General features: G+C 67.4%; 14 protein-coding genes. 9 read left to right on the top strand and 5 right to left on the bottom strand.

From position 1 onward, the window contains the following. Positions 1-12 precede the first annotated feature (12 nt). The 8 genes from ACSFCA_RS00925 to fabG are packed head-to-tail and all read left to right on the top strand — an operon-like array spanning position 13 to position 8550. Positions 13-1719: an AMP-binding protein gene (locus ACSFCA_RS00925; protein WP_435458319.1), complete on the top strand. Its 1707-nt coding sequence runs from the start codon at positions 13-15 to the stop codon at positions 1717-1719. After that, complete coding sequence (locus ACSFCA_RS00920; RefSeq protein ID WP_258354540.1) at positions 1719-2732, top strand: acyl-CoA synthetase; 1014 nt, start codon at positions 1719-1721, stop codon at positions 2730-2732. Before ACSFCA_RS00925 ends, ACSFCA_RS00920 begins: the two co-directional genes overlap by 1 nt. Then, the gene (locus tag ACSFCA_RS00915; RefSeq protein ID WP_309148884.1) at positions 2722-3351 is read left to right on the top strand and encodes a LolA-related protein; all 630 of its coding nucleotides are present in this window, start codon (positions 2722-2724) and stop codon (positions 3349-3351) included. Before ACSFCA_RS00920 ends, ACSFCA_RS00915 begins: the two co-directional genes overlap by 11 nt. Continuing rightward, positions 3348-5744 carry an MMPL family transporter gene (locus ACSFCA_RS00910; protein ID WP_435458318.1) on the top strand — a complete coding sequence of 799 codons (2397 nt, stop codon included), beginning with the start codon at positions 3348-3350 and terminating at the stop codon, positions 5742-5744. Before ACSFCA_RS00915 ends, ACSFCA_RS00910 begins: the two co-directional genes overlap by 4 nt. Before the next feature lie 19 nt (positions 5745-5763). After that, entirely contained in the window at positions 5764-6585 is an 822-nt protein-coding gene (locus ACSFCA_RS00905; RefSeq protein ID WP_435458317.1) for a polysaccharide deacetylase family protein, read from the top strand. Beyond that, positions 6582-7343 (top strand): class I SAM-dependent methyltransferase, encoded by a 762-nt coding sequence (locus ACSFCA_RS00900; RefSeq protein ID WP_435458316.1) that lies wholly within the window; start codon positions 6582-6584, stop codon positions 7341-7343. Before ACSFCA_RS00905 ends, ACSFCA_RS00900 begins: the two co-directional genes overlap by 4 nt. Further along, the gene (locus ACSFCA_RS00895) at positions 7340-7822 is read left to right on the top strand and encodes a hotdog family protein (RefSeq protein WP_258354545.1); all 483 of its coding nucleotides are present in this window, start codon (positions 7340-7342) and stop codon (positions 7820-7822) included. Before ACSFCA_RS00900 ends, ACSFCA_RS00895 begins: the two co-directional genes overlap by 4 nt. Further along, positions 7819-8550 carry a 3-oxoacyl-ACP reductase FabG gene (gene fabG, locus ACSFCA_RS00890; RefSeq protein ID WP_435458315.1) on the top strand — a complete coding sequence of 244 codons (732 nt, stop codon included), beginning with the start codon at positions 7819-7821 and terminating at the stop codon, positions 8548-8550. Before ACSFCA_RS00895 ends, fabG begins: the two co-directional genes overlap by 4 nt. 42 nt (positions 8551-8592) lie before the next feature. Here fabG and ACSFCA_RS00885 read toward each other — a convergent pair whose 3' ends face one another. The 5 genes from ACSFCA_RS00885 to ACSFCA_RS00865 form a co-directional block, all read right to left on the bottom strand. Further along, entirely contained in the window at positions 8593-9303 is a 711-nt protein-coding gene (locus tag ACSFCA_RS00885; protein WP_435458314.1) for a DUF4339 domain-containing protein, read from the bottom strand. 84 nt (positions 9304-9387) lie between these two features. After that, positions 9388-10080, bottom strand: coding sequence for a P-loop NTPase family protein (locus tag ACSFCA_RS00880; RefSeq protein WP_093056939.1), 693 nt, complete (start codon positions 10078-10080; stop codon positions 9388-9390). 52 nt (positions 10081-10132) lie between these two features. Then, positions 10133-11446, bottom strand: a complete 1314-nt coding sequence (locus tag ACSFCA_RS00875; protein WP_435458313.1) for a type II toxin-antitoxin system HipA family toxin — start codon at positions 11444-11446, stop codon at positions 10133-10135. Next, positions 11443-11757 carry a helix-turn-helix domain-containing protein gene (locus ACSFCA_RS00870; protein ID WP_258354549.1) on the bottom strand — a complete coding sequence of 105 codons (315 nt, stop codon included), beginning with the start codon at positions 11755-11757 and terminating at the stop codon, positions 11443-11445. Before ACSFCA_RS00870 ends, ACSFCA_RS00875 begins: the two co-directional genes overlap by 4 nt. Before the next feature lie 65 nt (positions 11758-11822). Continuing rightward, positions 11823-12581, bottom strand: coding sequence for a hypothetical protein (locus ACSFCA_RS00865; protein WP_093073975.1), 759 nt, complete (start codon positions 12579-12581; stop codon positions 11823-11825). 114 nt (positions 12582-12695) lie between these two features. Between ACSFCA_RS00865 and smc the strand changes: the two genes are divergently transcribed. Next, positions 12696-16211 carry a chromosome segregation protein SMC gene (smc, locus tag ACSFCA_RS00860; protein WP_435458312.1) on the top strand — a complete coding sequence of 1172 codons (3516 nt, stop codon included), beginning with the start codon at positions 12696-12698 and terminating at the stop codon, positions 16209-16211. The last annotated feature ends 13 nt before the right edge of the window (positions 16212-16224 follow it).

Raw genomic sequence — 16224 nt, 5'->3', positions numbered from 1 at the left:
GGCGCCGCCCGCGTGACGACAGATACCCGTTTCCTGCCACTGCTCACCGACCGAGACCCAGATTCCATCCTGGCCTGGCGCGCCGGCGTGCCGGTGAGCACGCGGCAGTTCCTGGCCGACGTGGCCCGCTTCGCGCCCGAACTTCCGGGTGAGGGCTCCGCCGTCAATCTCTGCGTAGACCGCTATGCCTTTGCCGTAAGCCTGGGCGCGGCGCTGGTGCGCGGCCATGCCAGCCTGCTGCCGCCCGACGCGCGGCCTGACACGCTCTCGCGCCTGCTCGAATCCGGCGGCCCGCATCTTTTTGCGCTCACTGACGATCTGAAGCAGCAAACGCCCGGCATGCAGCGCGTGCTGGTCGAAAACGGCCAAAACCGCGCGAGTTCTGAGGGCCCCGTGCCGCAGATCGACGCAGCCATGCACGCCGCAAGCCTGCTGACCTCTGGCTCGACCGGCGTGCCGCAGCCGCACGCCAAGACCTGGGGCACGCTGGTGGGCGACGTGGCGGTGGCCGTGAAGCGGCTGTGCCGGGTGCTCGAGCGCCCCACGCTGGAAGGCCTGACGCTGGTCGCAACCGTGCCGGTGCAGCACAGCTACGGGCTGGAGTCGTCGGTGCTGCTGGCAATGCTGGGCGGCGCTGCCTTCGAAAGCGGCCGGCCCTTCTTTCCGGCGGACGTGGCGAAGACGCTAGCCTCGGTGCCGCGGCCCCGCGCGCTGGTGACCACGCCGTTCCATCTCAAGACATTGCTGCTCTCGGGCATCGAGCTGCCGCCGGTCGACCTGATCCTGTCGGCCACCGCGCCGCTGTCGCCGCAGCTTGCGCAGCAGGCCGAGCAGGCCATGGGCGGCGTGCTGCTCGAAATCTACGGCAGCACCGAGTCGGGCCAGGTCGCCACGCGCCGCACCACCGACAACGAGATCTGGGAGACATTCGGCGAGATCCGCGTGCACGCCGAGCCTTCGGCGGACGGTGGCCCCGAGCGCTTCATCTTCAGCGGCGACTTCATACCCGAGCCCACGCCGATGGCAGACGTGCTCGAACTGCTGGACGAGCGCCGCTTCCGCCTGTTCGGCCGGGCCAACGACCTGATTCACGTGGCGGGCCGACGCAGTTCGCTCGCGCACCTGAACTTTCACCTCAACAGCATTCCCGGCGTGGACGACGGCGCCTTCTGGCTGCCCGACGAGGTAGCCGACGGCGTCGTGCGGCCGGTGGCTTTCGTGGTGGCGCCCACGCTTTCGGGGGGCGACATCATCGCGGCCCTGCGGCAGCGGCTCGAACCCGTGTTCGTGCCGCGCCGCGTGGTGCAGGTCAAGGCCTTCCCGCGCGAAGGCACGGGCAAGCTCACCGTGAGGGCGCTGCGCGAATTTGCGCTGGCGCAGCTCGCGGAAGACGACACACCGGTGCAGATGGCTCACGTGGTGCCGGCCGATCACCCGGTCTTTGCCGGTCATTTCCCGGGGCAGCCGCTGCTGCCGGGTGCGCTGGTGCTGGCGGAGGTCATGGAGGCCATTCGCCGCGTGCCGGCTCTGATGGCGCGGCTGGGGGCCAACCCCACGCTTGCGGCAGCCAAGTTCCTGGCGCCGGTGCGGCCTGGCGCCGCGCTGTCCATCGAGCTGCATCCGGAAGCCGGGCCCGGTCGCGGCGTGCGTTTCGACGTGCGTTGCGACGGCGTGGTGGCTGTCACGGGCCGCTGGACGGCCGTGCAAGAGTCCGCGTGATGAAGCACACCGACGTCGAGGCGCGCGCCGTGAAAGAGGCAACCCGGGCAGGGCAGGCAGCACCGAAAGGCGAAAGCGGCGACTGGGCCCGTGCGCCCGAGCGCAGCAACATGCTTGCGCTGCGGTTCATCGTCCTGATGGCGCTTGTGTGCGGACGTCACGTCACGCGCCTGCTGCTGCCGCCCATCGCGCTCTACTTCCTGCTGTTCGCGCCGGCGCAGCGCCGGCACATCAAGCGCTACCTGTTCCGGGCCATCGGTCCGCAGGCGGGTTGGGTCGACGGCTTCCGCCTGCTGCACGCCTTTGCCTCGACGGTGCTCGACCGCGTGTACTTTCTGCGCGGGCGCCTGGACCTGTTCAAGGTCAGCATCGAAGGCAATGCCCCGATCGATGCCGAGATCGCGCGGGGGCGGGGTGCCTTCCTGCTCGGCGCCCACATCGGCAGCTTCGAGGCGCTGGGCGCCTGCAAGCAGCAGACGCACCAGCACAACCTGCGCCTGGCGATGCTGATGTACCCGGACAACGCGCAGCGCATCACGGCCATCCTCAACACCATTGCCGTGCCCGAATTGCGGCCGCACGTCATCGCGCTGGGTCGGCCGCATTCGATGCTGGCCCTGCGCGACTGGCTCGACGGCGGCGGCCTGGGCGGCATGCTGGCCGACCGCACACTGCCGGGCAGCGAAGAGCAGCCCGCGCACCAGCGCGGCAACAACATCGTGCTGCCGTTTCTCGGGCAGCCCGCGGTTTTCAACGATGGTCCCTTCCGACTTGCGGCCTTGCTGCGCCGCAAGGTGTTTTTCATGGCCGGACTCTACGGCGGCGGTGCTCGCTACGATGTTCGGTTCGACCCGCTGGCCGACTTCGGCGAGCCGGTTTGCAGCCCTGCGGAGCGCGAAGCGCGCATTCGTGCGGCCGTCGAAGCCTATGTGGCACGCCTTGAAGCGCTGTGCCGCGCATACCCCTACAACTGGTTCAATTTCCATGATTTCTGGCTCGAAGATGCGGCTTGACTGGCTTTGCAGGGCATGCGTGCTCGCACTGGCCTTCTGCGCCGTGCCGGCCTGGGCGGCGTTCGACCTGCCCGAGCTGATGACGCTGCTGGCCAAGCAGAAGAGCGGGGAGGCCCGCTTCACCGAACAGCGCTTCGTGCACGGCCTGGAAGGCCCGCTCGACGCCAGCGGCACGCTGAGCTTTGACGCGCCCGACAAGCTGGTGCGCCGCACGCTGTCGCCACGCGTCGAAACCATGGCGGTCGAGGGCAACACGCTGACGCTGTCGCGCGGCGGCCGCAACCGCACGCTGGCGCTCGACAGCATGCCCGAGCTGCTCGGCCTGGTCGAAGCCATGCGCGGCACGCTGACCGGCGATGGCGCCACGCTGCAGCGCTATTTCCGCAGTACCGTGTCGGGCTCCGCCGCCAAGTGGACGCTCGACCTCGTGCCGATGGACAGCCGGCTGGCCGCGCAGGTGCGCAGCATCCGCATCAGCGGCCGCGCGAGCGACGTGCTGGGGCTCGATATGGAGTTTGTCGGCGGTGACCGCTCGGCCATGAACATCACGCCGGGCGCCACAGCACCCGCGCCAGCCAACGCGGCTCCGTCCGGCGCCACCGGACGCACCACACCGTGACGCCACAGCAGCGGGCGGGCCGCCCGCCGGGTTGGCGGCGCAGGGCGGTCGTGCTGCTGGCGTGGCTGCTGGTGCTGCTGTGCGGCGCCGTAGTCATTGCGCGCACGCAGATCGGCGCCGATCTCTCGGCCTTTCTGCCCAAGAGCCCCGACGTGCGCCAGCGCGTGCTGATCGAGCAGCTGCAAAGCGGCGTCGCCTCGCGCACGCTGATGCTGGGCATCGAAGGCGGCAGTGCCGAGCAGCGCGCCGCAGCGTCGCGCGCGGTGGCAAAGGACATGCGCGAGAGCAAGCTCTTCGACCTGATCCAGAACGGAGACGTCGGCGACTGGAGCGAGGCGGGAAACTGGGTGCTCCAGCACCGCTACCAGCTGTCGCCCGGCGTCACGCCCGGGCAGTTCACTGCCGAGGGCTTGCGCGACGCGATCAACGAAACGCTGTCGATGCTGGGCACGCCTGCCGGCAACGTGATCAAGCCCCTCCTTGATCGCGACCCGACGGGAGAGACGCAGCGCATTGCCATGGAGCTGACGCCCGCCAGCGCGCCGCGCAGCGAGGACGGCGTGTGGATGTCGCGCACCGCGCCGCGCGCGCTGATGGTCGCCACTACGCGTGCCGCTGGCAGCGACCTCGACGCGCAAGCCATCGCCATTGCGCGCGTGCACGCCGCCTACGCGGCCGCGACGCGCGACATGGAGGCCACGGCGCCCAAGCTGCTGCTGAGTGGTCCGCCCGTGTTCTCGGTGATGAGCCGCGACAAGATCAAGACCGAAGCGATCCACCTCGCGGTGGTGGGTGGCATCGTGATGGGCGGGCTGCTGTTGCTGGCGTTTGCATCGCCACGCGCGCTGGTCATCGCCTTCCTGCCCGTGGCCACGGGCGTGGTGATCGGCACCGCGAGCGTGAGCCTGGTGTTCGGCTCGGTGCATGGCCTCACGCTGGGTTTCGGCAGCACGCTGATCGGGGAGACGGTCGACTACGCCATTTATTACCTCATCCAGGCGCGTGGCGCCGCCGTGGCAGGCACCGGCTGGCAGCGCTGGCGCGACCTGAACTGGCCGACCGTACGGCTCGGGCTGCTGACCTCGGTGTGCGGCTTTGCAGCACTGGTGTTCTCGGGCTTTCCGGGGCTGGCGCAGCTGGGTGTGTTTTCCATTGCAGGCCTCGTTGCGGCCGCGCTGGCCACGCGTTACGTGTTGCCGATGCTGGCGCCGGACGGTGCCACCGGCATGGGCATGCGCAAATACATGGCGCAGATGGCCGGCGCGCTGGTGCGCGGCCTGCCGCGTCTGCGCTGGCCGCTGGCCGCGCTGGGCGTGGCAGCACTGGCACTGGTGCTGTGGCAGGGCGGCCACCTGTGGCGCGCCGACCTTGGCGCGATGAGCCCGGTGCCCAAGGCAGCCCAGCAGCTGGACGAAATGCTGCGCAACGACATTGGCTCGAGCGACGGTGGCGTGCTGGTGGTCGCCTATGGCGACGACGAACAGGCCGCGCTGCGCAACACCGAAGCGGCGGCGCAGCGGCTCGATGCGTTGGTGGATCAGGGCGAACTCGTCGGCTACGAAACGGTTACGCGCGTGCTGCCCAGCGTAGAGGTGCAGACGGCGCGCATCGCAGCCCTGCCGGACGCCGAAACGCTGCGCGCCAACCTGGCCGAAGCAACCAAGGGCATGCCGCTGCCGGCTTCGCGGCTCGGGCCGTTTCTGGCCGACATCGAGGCTGCGCGCAAGCTGCCACTGGTGCAGCGCGCCGAACTGGCCGCCGGGCCGCTCGGCGCGGTCCTGAACACGCTGATGTACCAGCGCCCGGGCGGCGGCTGGGGCACGTTGGTCGTGCTGCATCCGGGCGCCAAGTTCGACCAGGGCCGTCTTGAAGCGGCACTGGCCGGCCTGCCCGAAGTGCAGGTGGTCGACGTCGGCCGCGAACTCGCGAGCCTCTATCAGCGCTATCTGCACGAGGCCTTCGTGCAGGTGCTGCTCGGCGCACTGGCGGTGGTGCTGCTGCTCGGCATCTACCTGCGTTCGTGGCGCCGGCTGCTGGCCGTGTGCCAGCCGCTGGTGTTCGCGGTGGTGCTGACGCTCGGCGGCATGGCCGTGCTGCAGGCAGCGCTGGGCATCCTGCATCTGGTGGGGCTGCTGCTGATCGTGGCGGTGGGGTCCAACTACGCGCTGTTCTTCGACCAGTTGCGCACCACCGGGCGGGCCGACGAGGACACGCTGGCGTCGCTGATGCTGGCCAACCTGACGACCGTGGTGTCGTTCGGGCTGATCGCGATTTCGGACATTCCGGCGCTGTCGTCCATCGGCCGCGTGGTTGCGCCCGGGGCGCTGCTGGCACTGTTGCTTTCGGCAGCATTCGCACGCAGCGTGGGGCCTTCGCAGGCTTCGCGTGGCTGACGGGGGAAAATCCGGCCTCATGTCTACCGCTCCCGTACCTACCGAATCCTGGCCCTGGCCGCCGGCCATCCGCGCCAGCGCGGCGTGGCACGTCGCGGCCATCGGTGCGGGCGTGCTGGTGCCAGGAGCGTTGCCATGGGCCATCGGCGCGATCGTGTTGAACCATGCGCTGATCACCGGTGCCGGCCTGACGCCGCGCAGCAGCCTGCTGGGCCCCAATGTCACGCGGCTGCCCGAAGCGGCTGCGGCGCGGCACGAAGTGGCGATCACCATTGACGACGGGCCGGAGCCCGAGGTAACGCCGCGCGTGCTCGACCTGCTTGACGCGCACGGCCAGCGCGCCACCTTCTTCTGCATCGCCGAGCGCGTGCTGGCACATCCCGAACTGGCGCGAGAGATCGTGGCACGCGGCCATAGCATCCAGAACCACACGGCGCGGCATCGACACAATTTTTCCTTTCTCGGCCCACGCGGTTTCGCTGCCGAAATCGCGCGGGCGCAGGACATCCTGAGCGACGTCACCAGCCAGCGCCCAACCTGTTTCCGCGCGCCCGCCGGCCTGCGCAACCCGTTCCTCGAACCCGTGCTGCACCGCCTCGGCCTCTCGCTCGTGAGCTGGACGCGGCGCGGCTTCGACACGCGCGAAGGCGACGCCGCCAAGGTGATGGCACGCCTGAGCCACAACCTGCAGGCGCGCGACATCCTGTTGCTGCACGACGGCAATGCCGCGCGCACCGCTGCGGGACAACCTGTTTTGCTGGAGGTATTGCCCTTGTTGCTCGAACGCCTGCGCGCCGATGGATTGCGCTCTGTGACCCTGCCTGAAGGGCTGACGTCATGAGCGCCGTGATGTTGTCGACCGATAGCGCTTGGCGCGAACTGCATGAAGCCGCGACCATTCCCTACAAGAAGGGCGGCAGCTTCGCCTGGCACTTCGCGCGCGGCAAGCTGGGGCGCGACCCGGTGTTTCGCGGGCTGCTCGAGCGCGGGCTGTTCGGTGCGCCGCACCGCCGCGTGGTCGACATCGGTTGCGGGCAGGGCCTGTTCGCGAGCCTGCTGGCATCGATGAGTGCGATGCAGAAGCAGGGCCGTTGGCCGTCGTCATGGCTTGCCACGCCGCACAGCGCCGACTACACCGGCATCGAGCTGATGCCGAAAGACGTGGCGCGCGCCGAGGCCTCCATTGGCCATCTGGAGCCCACGCCCAGGCTCGTCTGCGCCGACATGTGCTCGGCCGCCTTGCCGGACTGCGACCTCGTCGTGATCCTCGACGTGCTGCATTACGTGAACCTCGAAGCACAAGAAGGCGTGCTCCAGCGCGTGCGCGACGCCTTGCATCGTGGCGGCAATCCGCACGCACGGCTGCTGCTGCGCGTGGGCGATGCATCGAGCCGCCGTGGCTTCGCAATCAGCCAGTGGGTCGACCGCACGGTGACGCGCATCCGCGGCCACAAGGTCTCGCCGACCTGGGGCCGTCCGCTGGCCGACTGGACCGCGCTGCTGCAGCGCCTGGGCTTCCGCGTGCAGAGCATTCCGATGAGCGAAGGAACGCCGTTTGCCAACGTGCTGCTGGTGGCCGACCTGGAGGCCGCAGCTTGACTGCACCGCAGACGCTCGACCGCGCGGGCATTGCGCAGCGCATTCCGCACAGCGGCAGCATGTGCCTGCTGGAGCGACTCGAGAGCTGGGACGCCGACGCGATCCACTGCAGCACCACGACCCATGCGCAAGCGGGTAACCCGCTGCGCACGGAAGGCGGCCTGCTCGCACCGAACGCAATCGAGTACGCGGCGCAGGCCATGGCGCTGCACGGCGGCTTGCTGGCCACCGAGGGCAGCACGCCATCGGCCGGTTTCCTGGCGAGCGCGCGCAACGTGAAGCTTGCGGTGGCACGCCTCGACGACGTACCCGGCGCCTTGCAGGTAGGTGCCCGGCGCCTGTCGGGCGACGATCGTCAGATCCTCTATGAATTCACCGTCAAGGCCGACGACGGCCGCATGCTGGCCGAAGGCCGTGCCGTCGTGGTCCTGAACACGCCGCTCGCAGCAGAACAACAAGAAAGCACGACATCGCCATGAGCCTCGAAGGAAAACGCGCACTCATCACCGGCGCAAGCGGCGCACTCGGCGCTGCCATGGCCGAGCGCCTGGCACGCGACGGCGCCACGGTGCTGCTGCATGCCAACTCGCGGCCCGAGGCGGTCGAGCAACTGGCGGCATCGATCACGACCGCGGGCGGCAAGGCGGAATGCCACGTGTTCGATCTGCGCAGCGACGAGGCTTCTGCAGCGGCATGCGCGCGCATCCTGGAGGGCGGGGCGGTCCAGATCCTCGTCAACAACGCGGGCGTGCACGACGACGCCGTACTGCCGGGCATGCGCGCCGAGCAGTGGCACAAGGTGATCGACGTATCGCTCAACGGCTTCTTCCGCGTCACGCAGCCCTTGCTGCTGCCGATGATGCGCACGCGGTGGGGCCGCATTTTGAACATCTCGTCGGTGGCCGCGATTGCGGGCAACCGGGGGCAGGTCAACTACGCCGCTGCCAAGGGGGCGCTGAACAGTGCGACCAAGGCTCTGTCACTCGAAGTGGCGTCGCGCGGGGTGACGGTGAATGCGATTGCGCCAGGGATCATTGCATCGCCGATGGCGGATGCGGTGTTCGACCAGGCGGTCATCAACCAGATGGTGCCGGTGAAGCGGGCGGGGACGCCGCAGGAAGTGGCGGCGCTGGCGGCGTTCCTGGCTAGTGAGGAAGCCGCCTACATCACGGGGCAGGTGATCTCGATCAATGGCGGGATGATCTGAGCCGGATTTCGAGCGCGGTGCCGGGCGGCACCGAATCGCCGGCTACTGCGGCTTGATGTTGCCGGTCTTTTTCCACGCGGCGATCCGCGTCATGTGATGCTGCAGGTAGAAGATGCTGAAGAAGAAGGTCATGGCTCTGGAGAGTTGCAGCCCGATCGATTCGACACTGTTGTAGTGCTCGATCATCGAGCGCCTCATCGAGTAGCACCCGCAATAGAAGAGCACATACGACAGGATCTGAAGCAGCCCACCAAACCCCTGGGCGCCTGAAGAGTCCGAGGAGGCATCGATCACGCCCCCGACGACAGCCAGAACCACATAGCCGATCAGGTACATGGTGGCATTGGATCGAGGATCGATACTGCGCACCCATGTCGACTGGATAAACGGCCAGACGATGGCAAAAATGCCGAAGCTCAGTACCGTGAACAACAGGACCAGCCCCCAGTGCAATTTGGGTGGCAGGTTCTCCTGTGGCATCGAGGCTTGTGCTCCGTAGGAGGACGGCGGTGCGGCGTAGCCTGGCACAGGGGGCACCTGATGGGCCGGCAGAAGGGGCGGCGGGACAATGGGAGGCGCAACGGAGTGCGTCGTTCGCGCGCCGAAGAGTTGCAAGGCCGTTTGCCATTCGGCCATTCCATCGCGCCAGACCAAGTCTGTCACAGCGATATTTCCCCGGGCATACAGCGACCTGGCCTCGCTCTCTTCGTAGGGGCCGAAAGCCTGACCATTTCGGTTGACGTGGATGTCCAAGGTGAATCTCCCTCTTTTGGGTTTTTTGGATGTCGAGTCAGGTCAAGTGTTCAGGGCGGAATCTCGACCGACCGCATGAAGGACTTAAAGAGGCAACGTATCGAACGCAGCGTAAACCGTAGCCAGCCAAGACTTCACGCGTTGCCGTTCCAACAGCCCCAGGGCATGTGGCCCTTCGCGGTCGTTCACGGCCTTCCAGAAGCTGGTGTTCTGCGCATCGATCTTCCGCATGCTCGCGTCATGCAAACGTGGCAGCGCAATCACGCGAGCGCCGTTGGCCGTGGCCTTCGAAAGCGATTGCGAACCCAGCAGCATCCCGAAGTCGCTGCCACGCCCGTAGTTCTGCACCACGATGTAGTTGGGCCGGTTGCCGAAGGTGTCGATCAGCGAGCCGAGCAAGTCGGTCGAGTCCTTGCCGTCGTCCAGCACGTGCCAGAAATTGACCGTGACACCGATCTCGGCGAACACGTCGAACAGGTCCGACTCCTTGATCCAGCGCGACAGCGGCGCCAGCGTCTGGGCCGCGAGGTCGACGATCACGCTTTGCTGCGGGTTGGTCTCGAAGCCATTGACGACCGTGTCGAGCCCTTCGAAGCTGTCGACCACCACGGGTGAGGCAAAGCCTTCGTAGAAGCGCGTGAACGAGCTGTGCGAGCGGTCGGTGTCGAAGCCGGTGAAGGGGCGGCTGTGGTCGATGAAGTACTGCGCCAGCACGCGCGCGGTGACCGACTTGCCGACACCGCCTTTTTCGCCGCCGATGAAATTGATGGAGCTCATGAGTTGATGCTGCCTCGAATGGGTTGAGGAGGGGGTGGAGGGCTGATTCATTCTAGGGGGCTGCTTTTTCTTTTTGTTTGCCACCTTTTGAAATGGCTTGCAGCAAGGGATGTGCCTGCAAGCGCTGCTGCAGCCGTTTCTTCCACGGGGCCGGCAGCGCCGAGGCTTCGATCATTGCGGGCCACTTGTCGCGGGCGAGCCGCGCGGTGTCCGCGATCACACGGCGCACCAGCGGCTCGTGCAGCCCGGTCGAGAAGCAGAAGGCGCGCACGCTGGCAGGCGTGAACAGGGCCGTGCGCCTGGCCGTGCCGGCGGCTGCGGGCAGCAATGGCAAGGCGTGGCCGTCGACACCTTGCAGCGCTGCGTACGCGACGATGTCGTAGGCCGGGGCAAAGCGCGGCGCGATGCCATCGGGGTACAGCACGCCGAAGTTCTTCAGATGCGCATCGGGGTTGCCGAGCAGGTCGTTCACTGCAAGGCGTCGCACGAGTTCGAGCACCGCTTCGTCCCCCAGCGACGGAAAGGCGCGCATCGCGAGCGCCATGTCGAGGTAGCTCGCGCCGTACTTGCGCATCGGGTCGATCGCCAGCACCTGCGCGAAGTCTTCAAAATGGATGCGGCGCGCGCCGTCGCGGTCGAAACGCGTCACTGCCAGAAACTCGGGTTCGTCGGGCAGCGCATAGCTGTGCTCTGCGGCAATGGCTGAGAGCGGGGCGAGTTCGGCATGGCAAACCTCGACGCCCGCCGCGCCGGCCATCTGCAGTGACAGCATCTCGAGTTGCGGCATGTGCGGCCTGCCGGCGACCGGCAGCTTGGCGATGACCCGTGTGCTCGCGCCGGCCCGCGTGCGGGCGACATACCGTCCGCCCTGGCGGCGCAGGCCCAGCTTGGGCTGCACGCCCGAGACCGAAATGCCCTGCGGCATCGGCAGCTCGACCACCGACATCTCCAGCGCATCCTGGTCCTGCGTGATGAGCCGCTGCAGCGTGCCGCGGTCTACCGACACGGGCCTGGCGCTCACGGCACCGGGCAGGTCGCCGCCACAGGCCGCGAGCAGCTCGAAATAGTCGTTCTCGCGGCAGCCGCGAAGCTGCGCGATGTGGCTGCGCAGCACGCCCTCGGGCAGCAGGTTCTGGAAAAAGCTGGGCAGCAGGCCGCTCTGGGCGTTGAACAACGGGTTCTTGACGTCGCTCCACAGCGCCGACTGGGTGGCTGAATCGCTCGCCACCATCGAGAGCGACAGCACTTCGGGCGACGGACTGGCGACCAGCTCGGGCTCTGCCACGAAGCGGCACAGGTCGGCGTACTGGAACAGCTTGCCGAAGCGGCGTGCGCCGAGCGAAATCTCGAGGATCTTGACGTTCATTGCGGCGAGCGGCGCTTGATGTAGGGCGGGGCGGGCGCCTGCGCCACGGCATGGCCGACGCGCGTGGTCACGGGGCGATAGCCGGCATCGGTTGCCGTCGTTTCACCGAAGCCCTTGGGCGCAAGCTGCAGTTCGAGCCCCAGTGCATCGACCAGCGCCAGTAGCGAAGACAGCTGCGGATTGCCCCGCAGGCTCAGCGCGTTGCGCACGGAGCGCTCGGTGAGCCCCGAGCGCAGCGCGATCTCGGCATTCGAGATGCCGGCGGCCTCGCGGCGGGCAGTCAGGGTGGTGATGAGTTCCTGTTTGTTCACGGAAATATATTACCGCAAATGCATATTTGGGAAATATCTTTCCAAAGACTGCATTCCCCGCGACCTCACTTGGGCAGCAGTGTGAAGAAGGGCATGACCACACCCATCACCCAGTTCTGGCCGAAGTCGAGCGCCGCACGGCGGTATTTCTCGTCGGCCTGGGCGGCCAGCAGGTCGAGTCGCGCCACCACTTTCGACAGTTCGCGGTCGGCCACGAGGTTGCGGCCGCGGTCGCTGATTTCGGTGGCCAGCAGCAGCGGCTGGCCGTCGGGGCCGGTCTTGGAGGAAATGAGCCAGAGCGAAATTTCGAAGTTGCGCGCGGCCCGGAAGCTGTTCTCGGCGTTGACGCCGTCGATCATGGTCTGGTCCCAGGTGTCGCCGTTGGCCTGCTTGAGCATCGTGGCCCAGCCGACCACCAGCGCCGCCACGCGGTCGCCCTGGTAGCCCTGGGGGCCGGTGTCGAAGGCCATGCGGATCGCGTCGATGCCGGTGGCGCCCTTCAGCTCAGGCAGGGGCGGGCCCTTGAGCACGGCGTCCCAGGCGCGCTGGGTGGCTTCGTCCATGCTGGCGGCCGACTTGCGCCATTCGCGCGGGTTGCGCTTGTACAGGGTGCTCTGGACCCGGCGCACCGACTGCAGGTTGTCGCGCAATGACAGGTTCGCGATGCGGTTGGCGCCGGACTGCAGCCATTCCTGGTTGTTGTAGGGTTCGGCGCGTTGGGTGTCGCGTACCGACGAGCAGCCGGCAAGACCGAGCAGGGCGGCCGTGCCCGCCAACAGCCAGGTTCGTCTTACGGCAAGGGGTGAAACCGGGGAATCGCTCATGCCCTGACGTTATCATCCACGGCTGGGGCGGCGGCCTGCATCAAGCTGCGGGCCCGTGCAATTTTCCTTACAAATCAATACCTTGGCGCTACAGCCAAGGCAGGCCGACAAGTCGTGCGTCTTAATTCCATCAAGCTTTCGGGCTTCAAGTCGTTCGCCGAACCCACCAACTTCCTGCTGCCGGGCCAACTGGTCGGCGTTGTCGGGCCCAACGGTTGCGGCAAGTCGAACATCATGGACGCGGTGCGCTGGGTGCTCGGCGAGTCGCGTGCGTCGGAGTTGCGCGGCGAATCGATGCAGGACGTGATCTTCAACGGCACGACCACCCGCAAGCAGGCCAGCCGTTCGAGCGTGGAACTGGTGTTCGACAACGCCGACCACCGCGCCGGCGGCCAATGGAACCAGTTCGGCGAAATTGCCGTGCGCCGCGTGCTCACCCGCGATGGCACCAGCAGTTACTACATCAACAACCAGCCGGTGCGCCGCCGCGACGTGCAGGACGTGTTCCTGGGCACGGGCCTCGGGCCCCGCGCCTACGCCATCATCGGCCAGGGCACGATCAGCCGGATCATCGAATCGAAGCCCGAGGAACTGCGCCTGTTCCTCGAAGAAGCCGCAGGCGTTTCCAAGTACAAGGAGCGCCGCCGCGAAACCGAAAACCGCCTGGGCGACACGCGCGAGAACCTCACGCGGGTCGAAGACATTCTTCGCGAACTCAACGCCAACCTCGAGAAGCTCGAAAAGCAGGCCGAGGTGGCCGCGCGCTACAACACGCTGCAGGGCGACGCCACGAAGAAGCAGCATCAGCTGTGGTTCCTGAAGCGCAGCGAAAGCAACGCCGACCAGTCCAAGATCAAGGCCGACTCCGAAAAGGCCATCAACGACCTCGAATCGCGCACGGCAGACCTGCGCCACATCGAAGCCGAACTCGAAACCGTGCGCCAGGCCCACTACGGGGCCGGCGACCAGGTCAACCAGGCGCAGGGCAAGCTCTACGAGGCCAGCGCCGAAGTCGGCCGGCTCGAGGGCGAGATCCGCTTCGTGGTCGAAGGCCGCCAGCGCGTCGAGCAGCGTCTTGTGCAACTGCGCGAGCAGATGGGCCAGTGGGGCCGTCGCCGCGAAGAAGCCGAAACCGAGATCGAAACCCTGGCCGGCGCGGGCGTGGACGCCGAAGAGCAGGCCATCATGCTGGCCGCCCAGCTCGAAGAGCACGACGCGCGCATGCCCGACCTCGAAGAAGCCGTGCAGCGTGCGCAGGACGAAGCCAACACCCAGCGCACGACCGTGTCGCAGGTGCAGCAGCAGATCCAGGTGCTGGCCGCCGACCAGCGCAACATCGAAGAACAAAGCCGCCAGCTCACGCAGCGCAGCGAACGCCTGCGCGCCGACCAGAACGCGCTGGCCGCGCCCGACGAAGCCCGCCTGCTCGACATGCAAGAGCAGCACGCCATGGCGCAGGAAGCCGTCAGCGAAGCCGAAGCGCGCCTGCACGAATTGCAGGAAGCCGTGCCGCAGCTCGACGACGACCGCCGCGCCAAGCAGCAGGCCGTCAACACCGAGGGCGCCCGCCACGCCGAGTACTCGGCCCGCCTTGAGGCGCTGCGCGCGCTGCAGGAAAAGGTCAAGACCGATGGCAAACTGGCTCCCTGGCTCGCCAAGCACGGCCTCGACGGCCTGCAGGGCCTGTGGAGCCGCATCCACATCGAACAGGGCTGGGAAAGCGCGCTCGAAGCCGCGCTGCGCGAGCGCCTGGGCGCGCTCGAAGTCAGCCGCCTGGAGATGGTGCGTGCCTTCGGCAACGATGCGCCGCCCGCCAAGCTCGCCTTCTACAGTCCGCCGGCCGCCGGAGCACCCGAAGGCGCCGCCGCGTTGCCGCGCCTGTCGAGCCTGCTGCGCCTGAACGATGCGGGGCAACAGGCCTTGCTGAACGACTGGCTGCACGGTTGCTACACCGCCGCGAGCTTCGAAGAGGCGCTGGCCCAGCGCGCCACGCTGCAGCCCGGCGAAGTCATCTATGTGCGCAGCGGCCATGCCGTGTCCTCGCACAGCGTTAATTTCTACGCACCCGACTCCGAGCAGGCTGGCCTGCTGGCTCGCCAGCAGGAAATGGAAAACCTGGAGCGCCAGCTGCGCGCCCAGACGCTCATCAACGAAGAGGCGCGCACCGCGCTGGTCCGCGCTGAAGCCGCTTACGCCGACGCCGCCCAGCGCCTCGTGACTGCGCGACGCGAAGCCGCTGAAACCCAGTCGCGCGCGCACGAACTGCAGGTCGAGACCCTGCGCATGACGCAGCTGGCCGAGCAGACCCGTGCCCGCAGCCAACAGTTGGCCGCCGATCTCGGCGAAGTCGACGCGCAGCTCGAAGAACTGCAGGAAAAACGCATCGCTGCCGAAGGCCGCTTCGAAGAGCTCGACATGCAGCTGGCCGACAGCCAGGAGCGCCATGCCGAACTCGACGAGCGCGTGATCGAGGCCAGCCGCGCACTGGCCGCGAGCCGCGAGCAGCACCGCAGCCTCGAACGCCAGGCGCAGGAAGCGACCTTCTCGCAGCGCACGCTCGAAGCTCGCCGCGCGGAACTCAACCGCTCCATTGAAACGGCAATGCAGCAGACCGTGGCGCTCACCGACGAAGACGAGCGCGCCCGTGCCGAGCTGAGTCGCCTGTCCGACGCCGCCGCGCAAGCCGGCCTGCAAGATGCCCTGGCCCTCAAGCTCGAACGCGAAACCGCGCTGGGCTCGGCGCGCAGCCAGTACGACGACCTCACGCTCAAGCTGCGCGCCAGCGACGAGCGCCGCCTGCAGCTCGAGCGAGAACTCGACCCGCTGCGCCAGCGCATCACCGAGTTCCAGTTGAAAGAGCAGGCCGCGCGCCTGGGCGTAGAGCAATATCAGCAGCTGCTGGACGACGCCGGCGCCGACCTTGAGGCCGTCGAGCAATCGATCGAAACCGACAAGGTGAAGCTCACCGGCCTGCAAAGCGAAATCGACCGCCTCAACCGCGAGGTGGTCGCGCTCGGCGCGGTGAACCTGGCCGCGCTCGACGAACTGGCCATTGCCAGCGAACGCAAGACCTTCCTCGACGCCCAGTCGGCCGACCTGAACGAAGCCATCGGCACGCTCGAAGACGCCATCCGCAAGATCGACGCCGAAACGCGCGACCTGCTCGGCGGCACCTTCAAGATCGTCAATGAGCACTTCAGCCGTATGTTCCCGGAGCTGTTCGGTGGTGGCAATGCCAAGCTGATGATGACCGGCGACGAAATCCTCGACTCCGGCGTGCAGGTGATGGCCCAGCCCCCGGGCAAGAAGAACCAGACCATCCACCTGCTCTCGGGCGGCGAGAAGGCGCTCACGGCCATTGCGCTCGTGTTCGCCATCTTCCAGCTGAACCCGGCGCCTTTCTGTCTGCTCGACGAAGTGGACGCGCCGCTGGACGACGCGAACACCGAGCGCTATGCCAAACTCGTCACCGCCATGAGCCGTGAAACCCAGTTCCTCTTCATCAGCCACAACAAGATCGCCATGGAAATGGCCGAGCAACTGATCGGCGTGACGATGCAGGAGCAGGGCGTGTCGCGCATCGTCGCGGTCGATATGGAGTCGGCGGTCTCGATGGTCGAAGCCGCGTAAGCCGAGCGGCACC

The sequence above is a fragment of the Variovorax multivorans genome (assembly GCF_051216835.1).
Classification (GTDB): Bacteria; Pseudomonadota; Gammaproteobacteria; order Burkholderiales; family Burkholderiaceae_C; genus Variovorax.
Note: the sequence above shows the minus strand (reverse complement) of the source record. Positions and strands in the feature narration are given on the sequence as shown.

Coding starts and splice junctions, on each gene's coding strand:
- ACSFCA_RS00865 (WP_093073975.1), bottom strand. CDS start 12,581: ATGAGCGATTCCCCGGTTTCACCCCTTGCCGTAAGACGAACCTGGCTG.
- ACSFCA_RS00915 (WP_309148884.1), top strand. CDS start 2,722: ATGCGGCTTGACTGGCTTTGCAGGGCATGCGTGCTCGCACTGGCCTTC.
- ACSFCA_RS00880 (WP_093056939.1), bottom strand. CDS start 10,080: ATGAGCTCCATCAATTTCATCGGCGGCGAAAAAGGCGGTGTCGGCAAG.
- ACSFCA_RS00920 (WP_258354540.1), top strand. CDS start 1,719: ATGAAGCACACCGACGTCGAGGCGCGCGCCGTGAAAGAGGCAACCCGG.
- ACSFCA_RS00875 (WP_435458313.1), bottom strand. CDS start 11,446: ATGAACGTCAAGATCCTCGAGATTTCGCTCGGCGCACGCCGCTTCGGC.
- ACSFCA_RS00905 (WP_435458317.1), top strand. CDS start 5,764: ATGTCTACCGCTCCCGTACCTACCGAATCCTGGCCCTGGCCGCCGGCC.
- fabG (WP_435458315.1), top strand. CDS start 7,819: ATGAGCCTCGAAGGAAAACGCGCACTCATCACCGGCGCAAGCGGCGCA.
- ACSFCA_RS00900 (WP_435458316.1), top strand. CDS start 6,582: ATGAGCGCCGTGATGTTGTCGACCGATAGCGCTTGGCGCGAACTGCAT.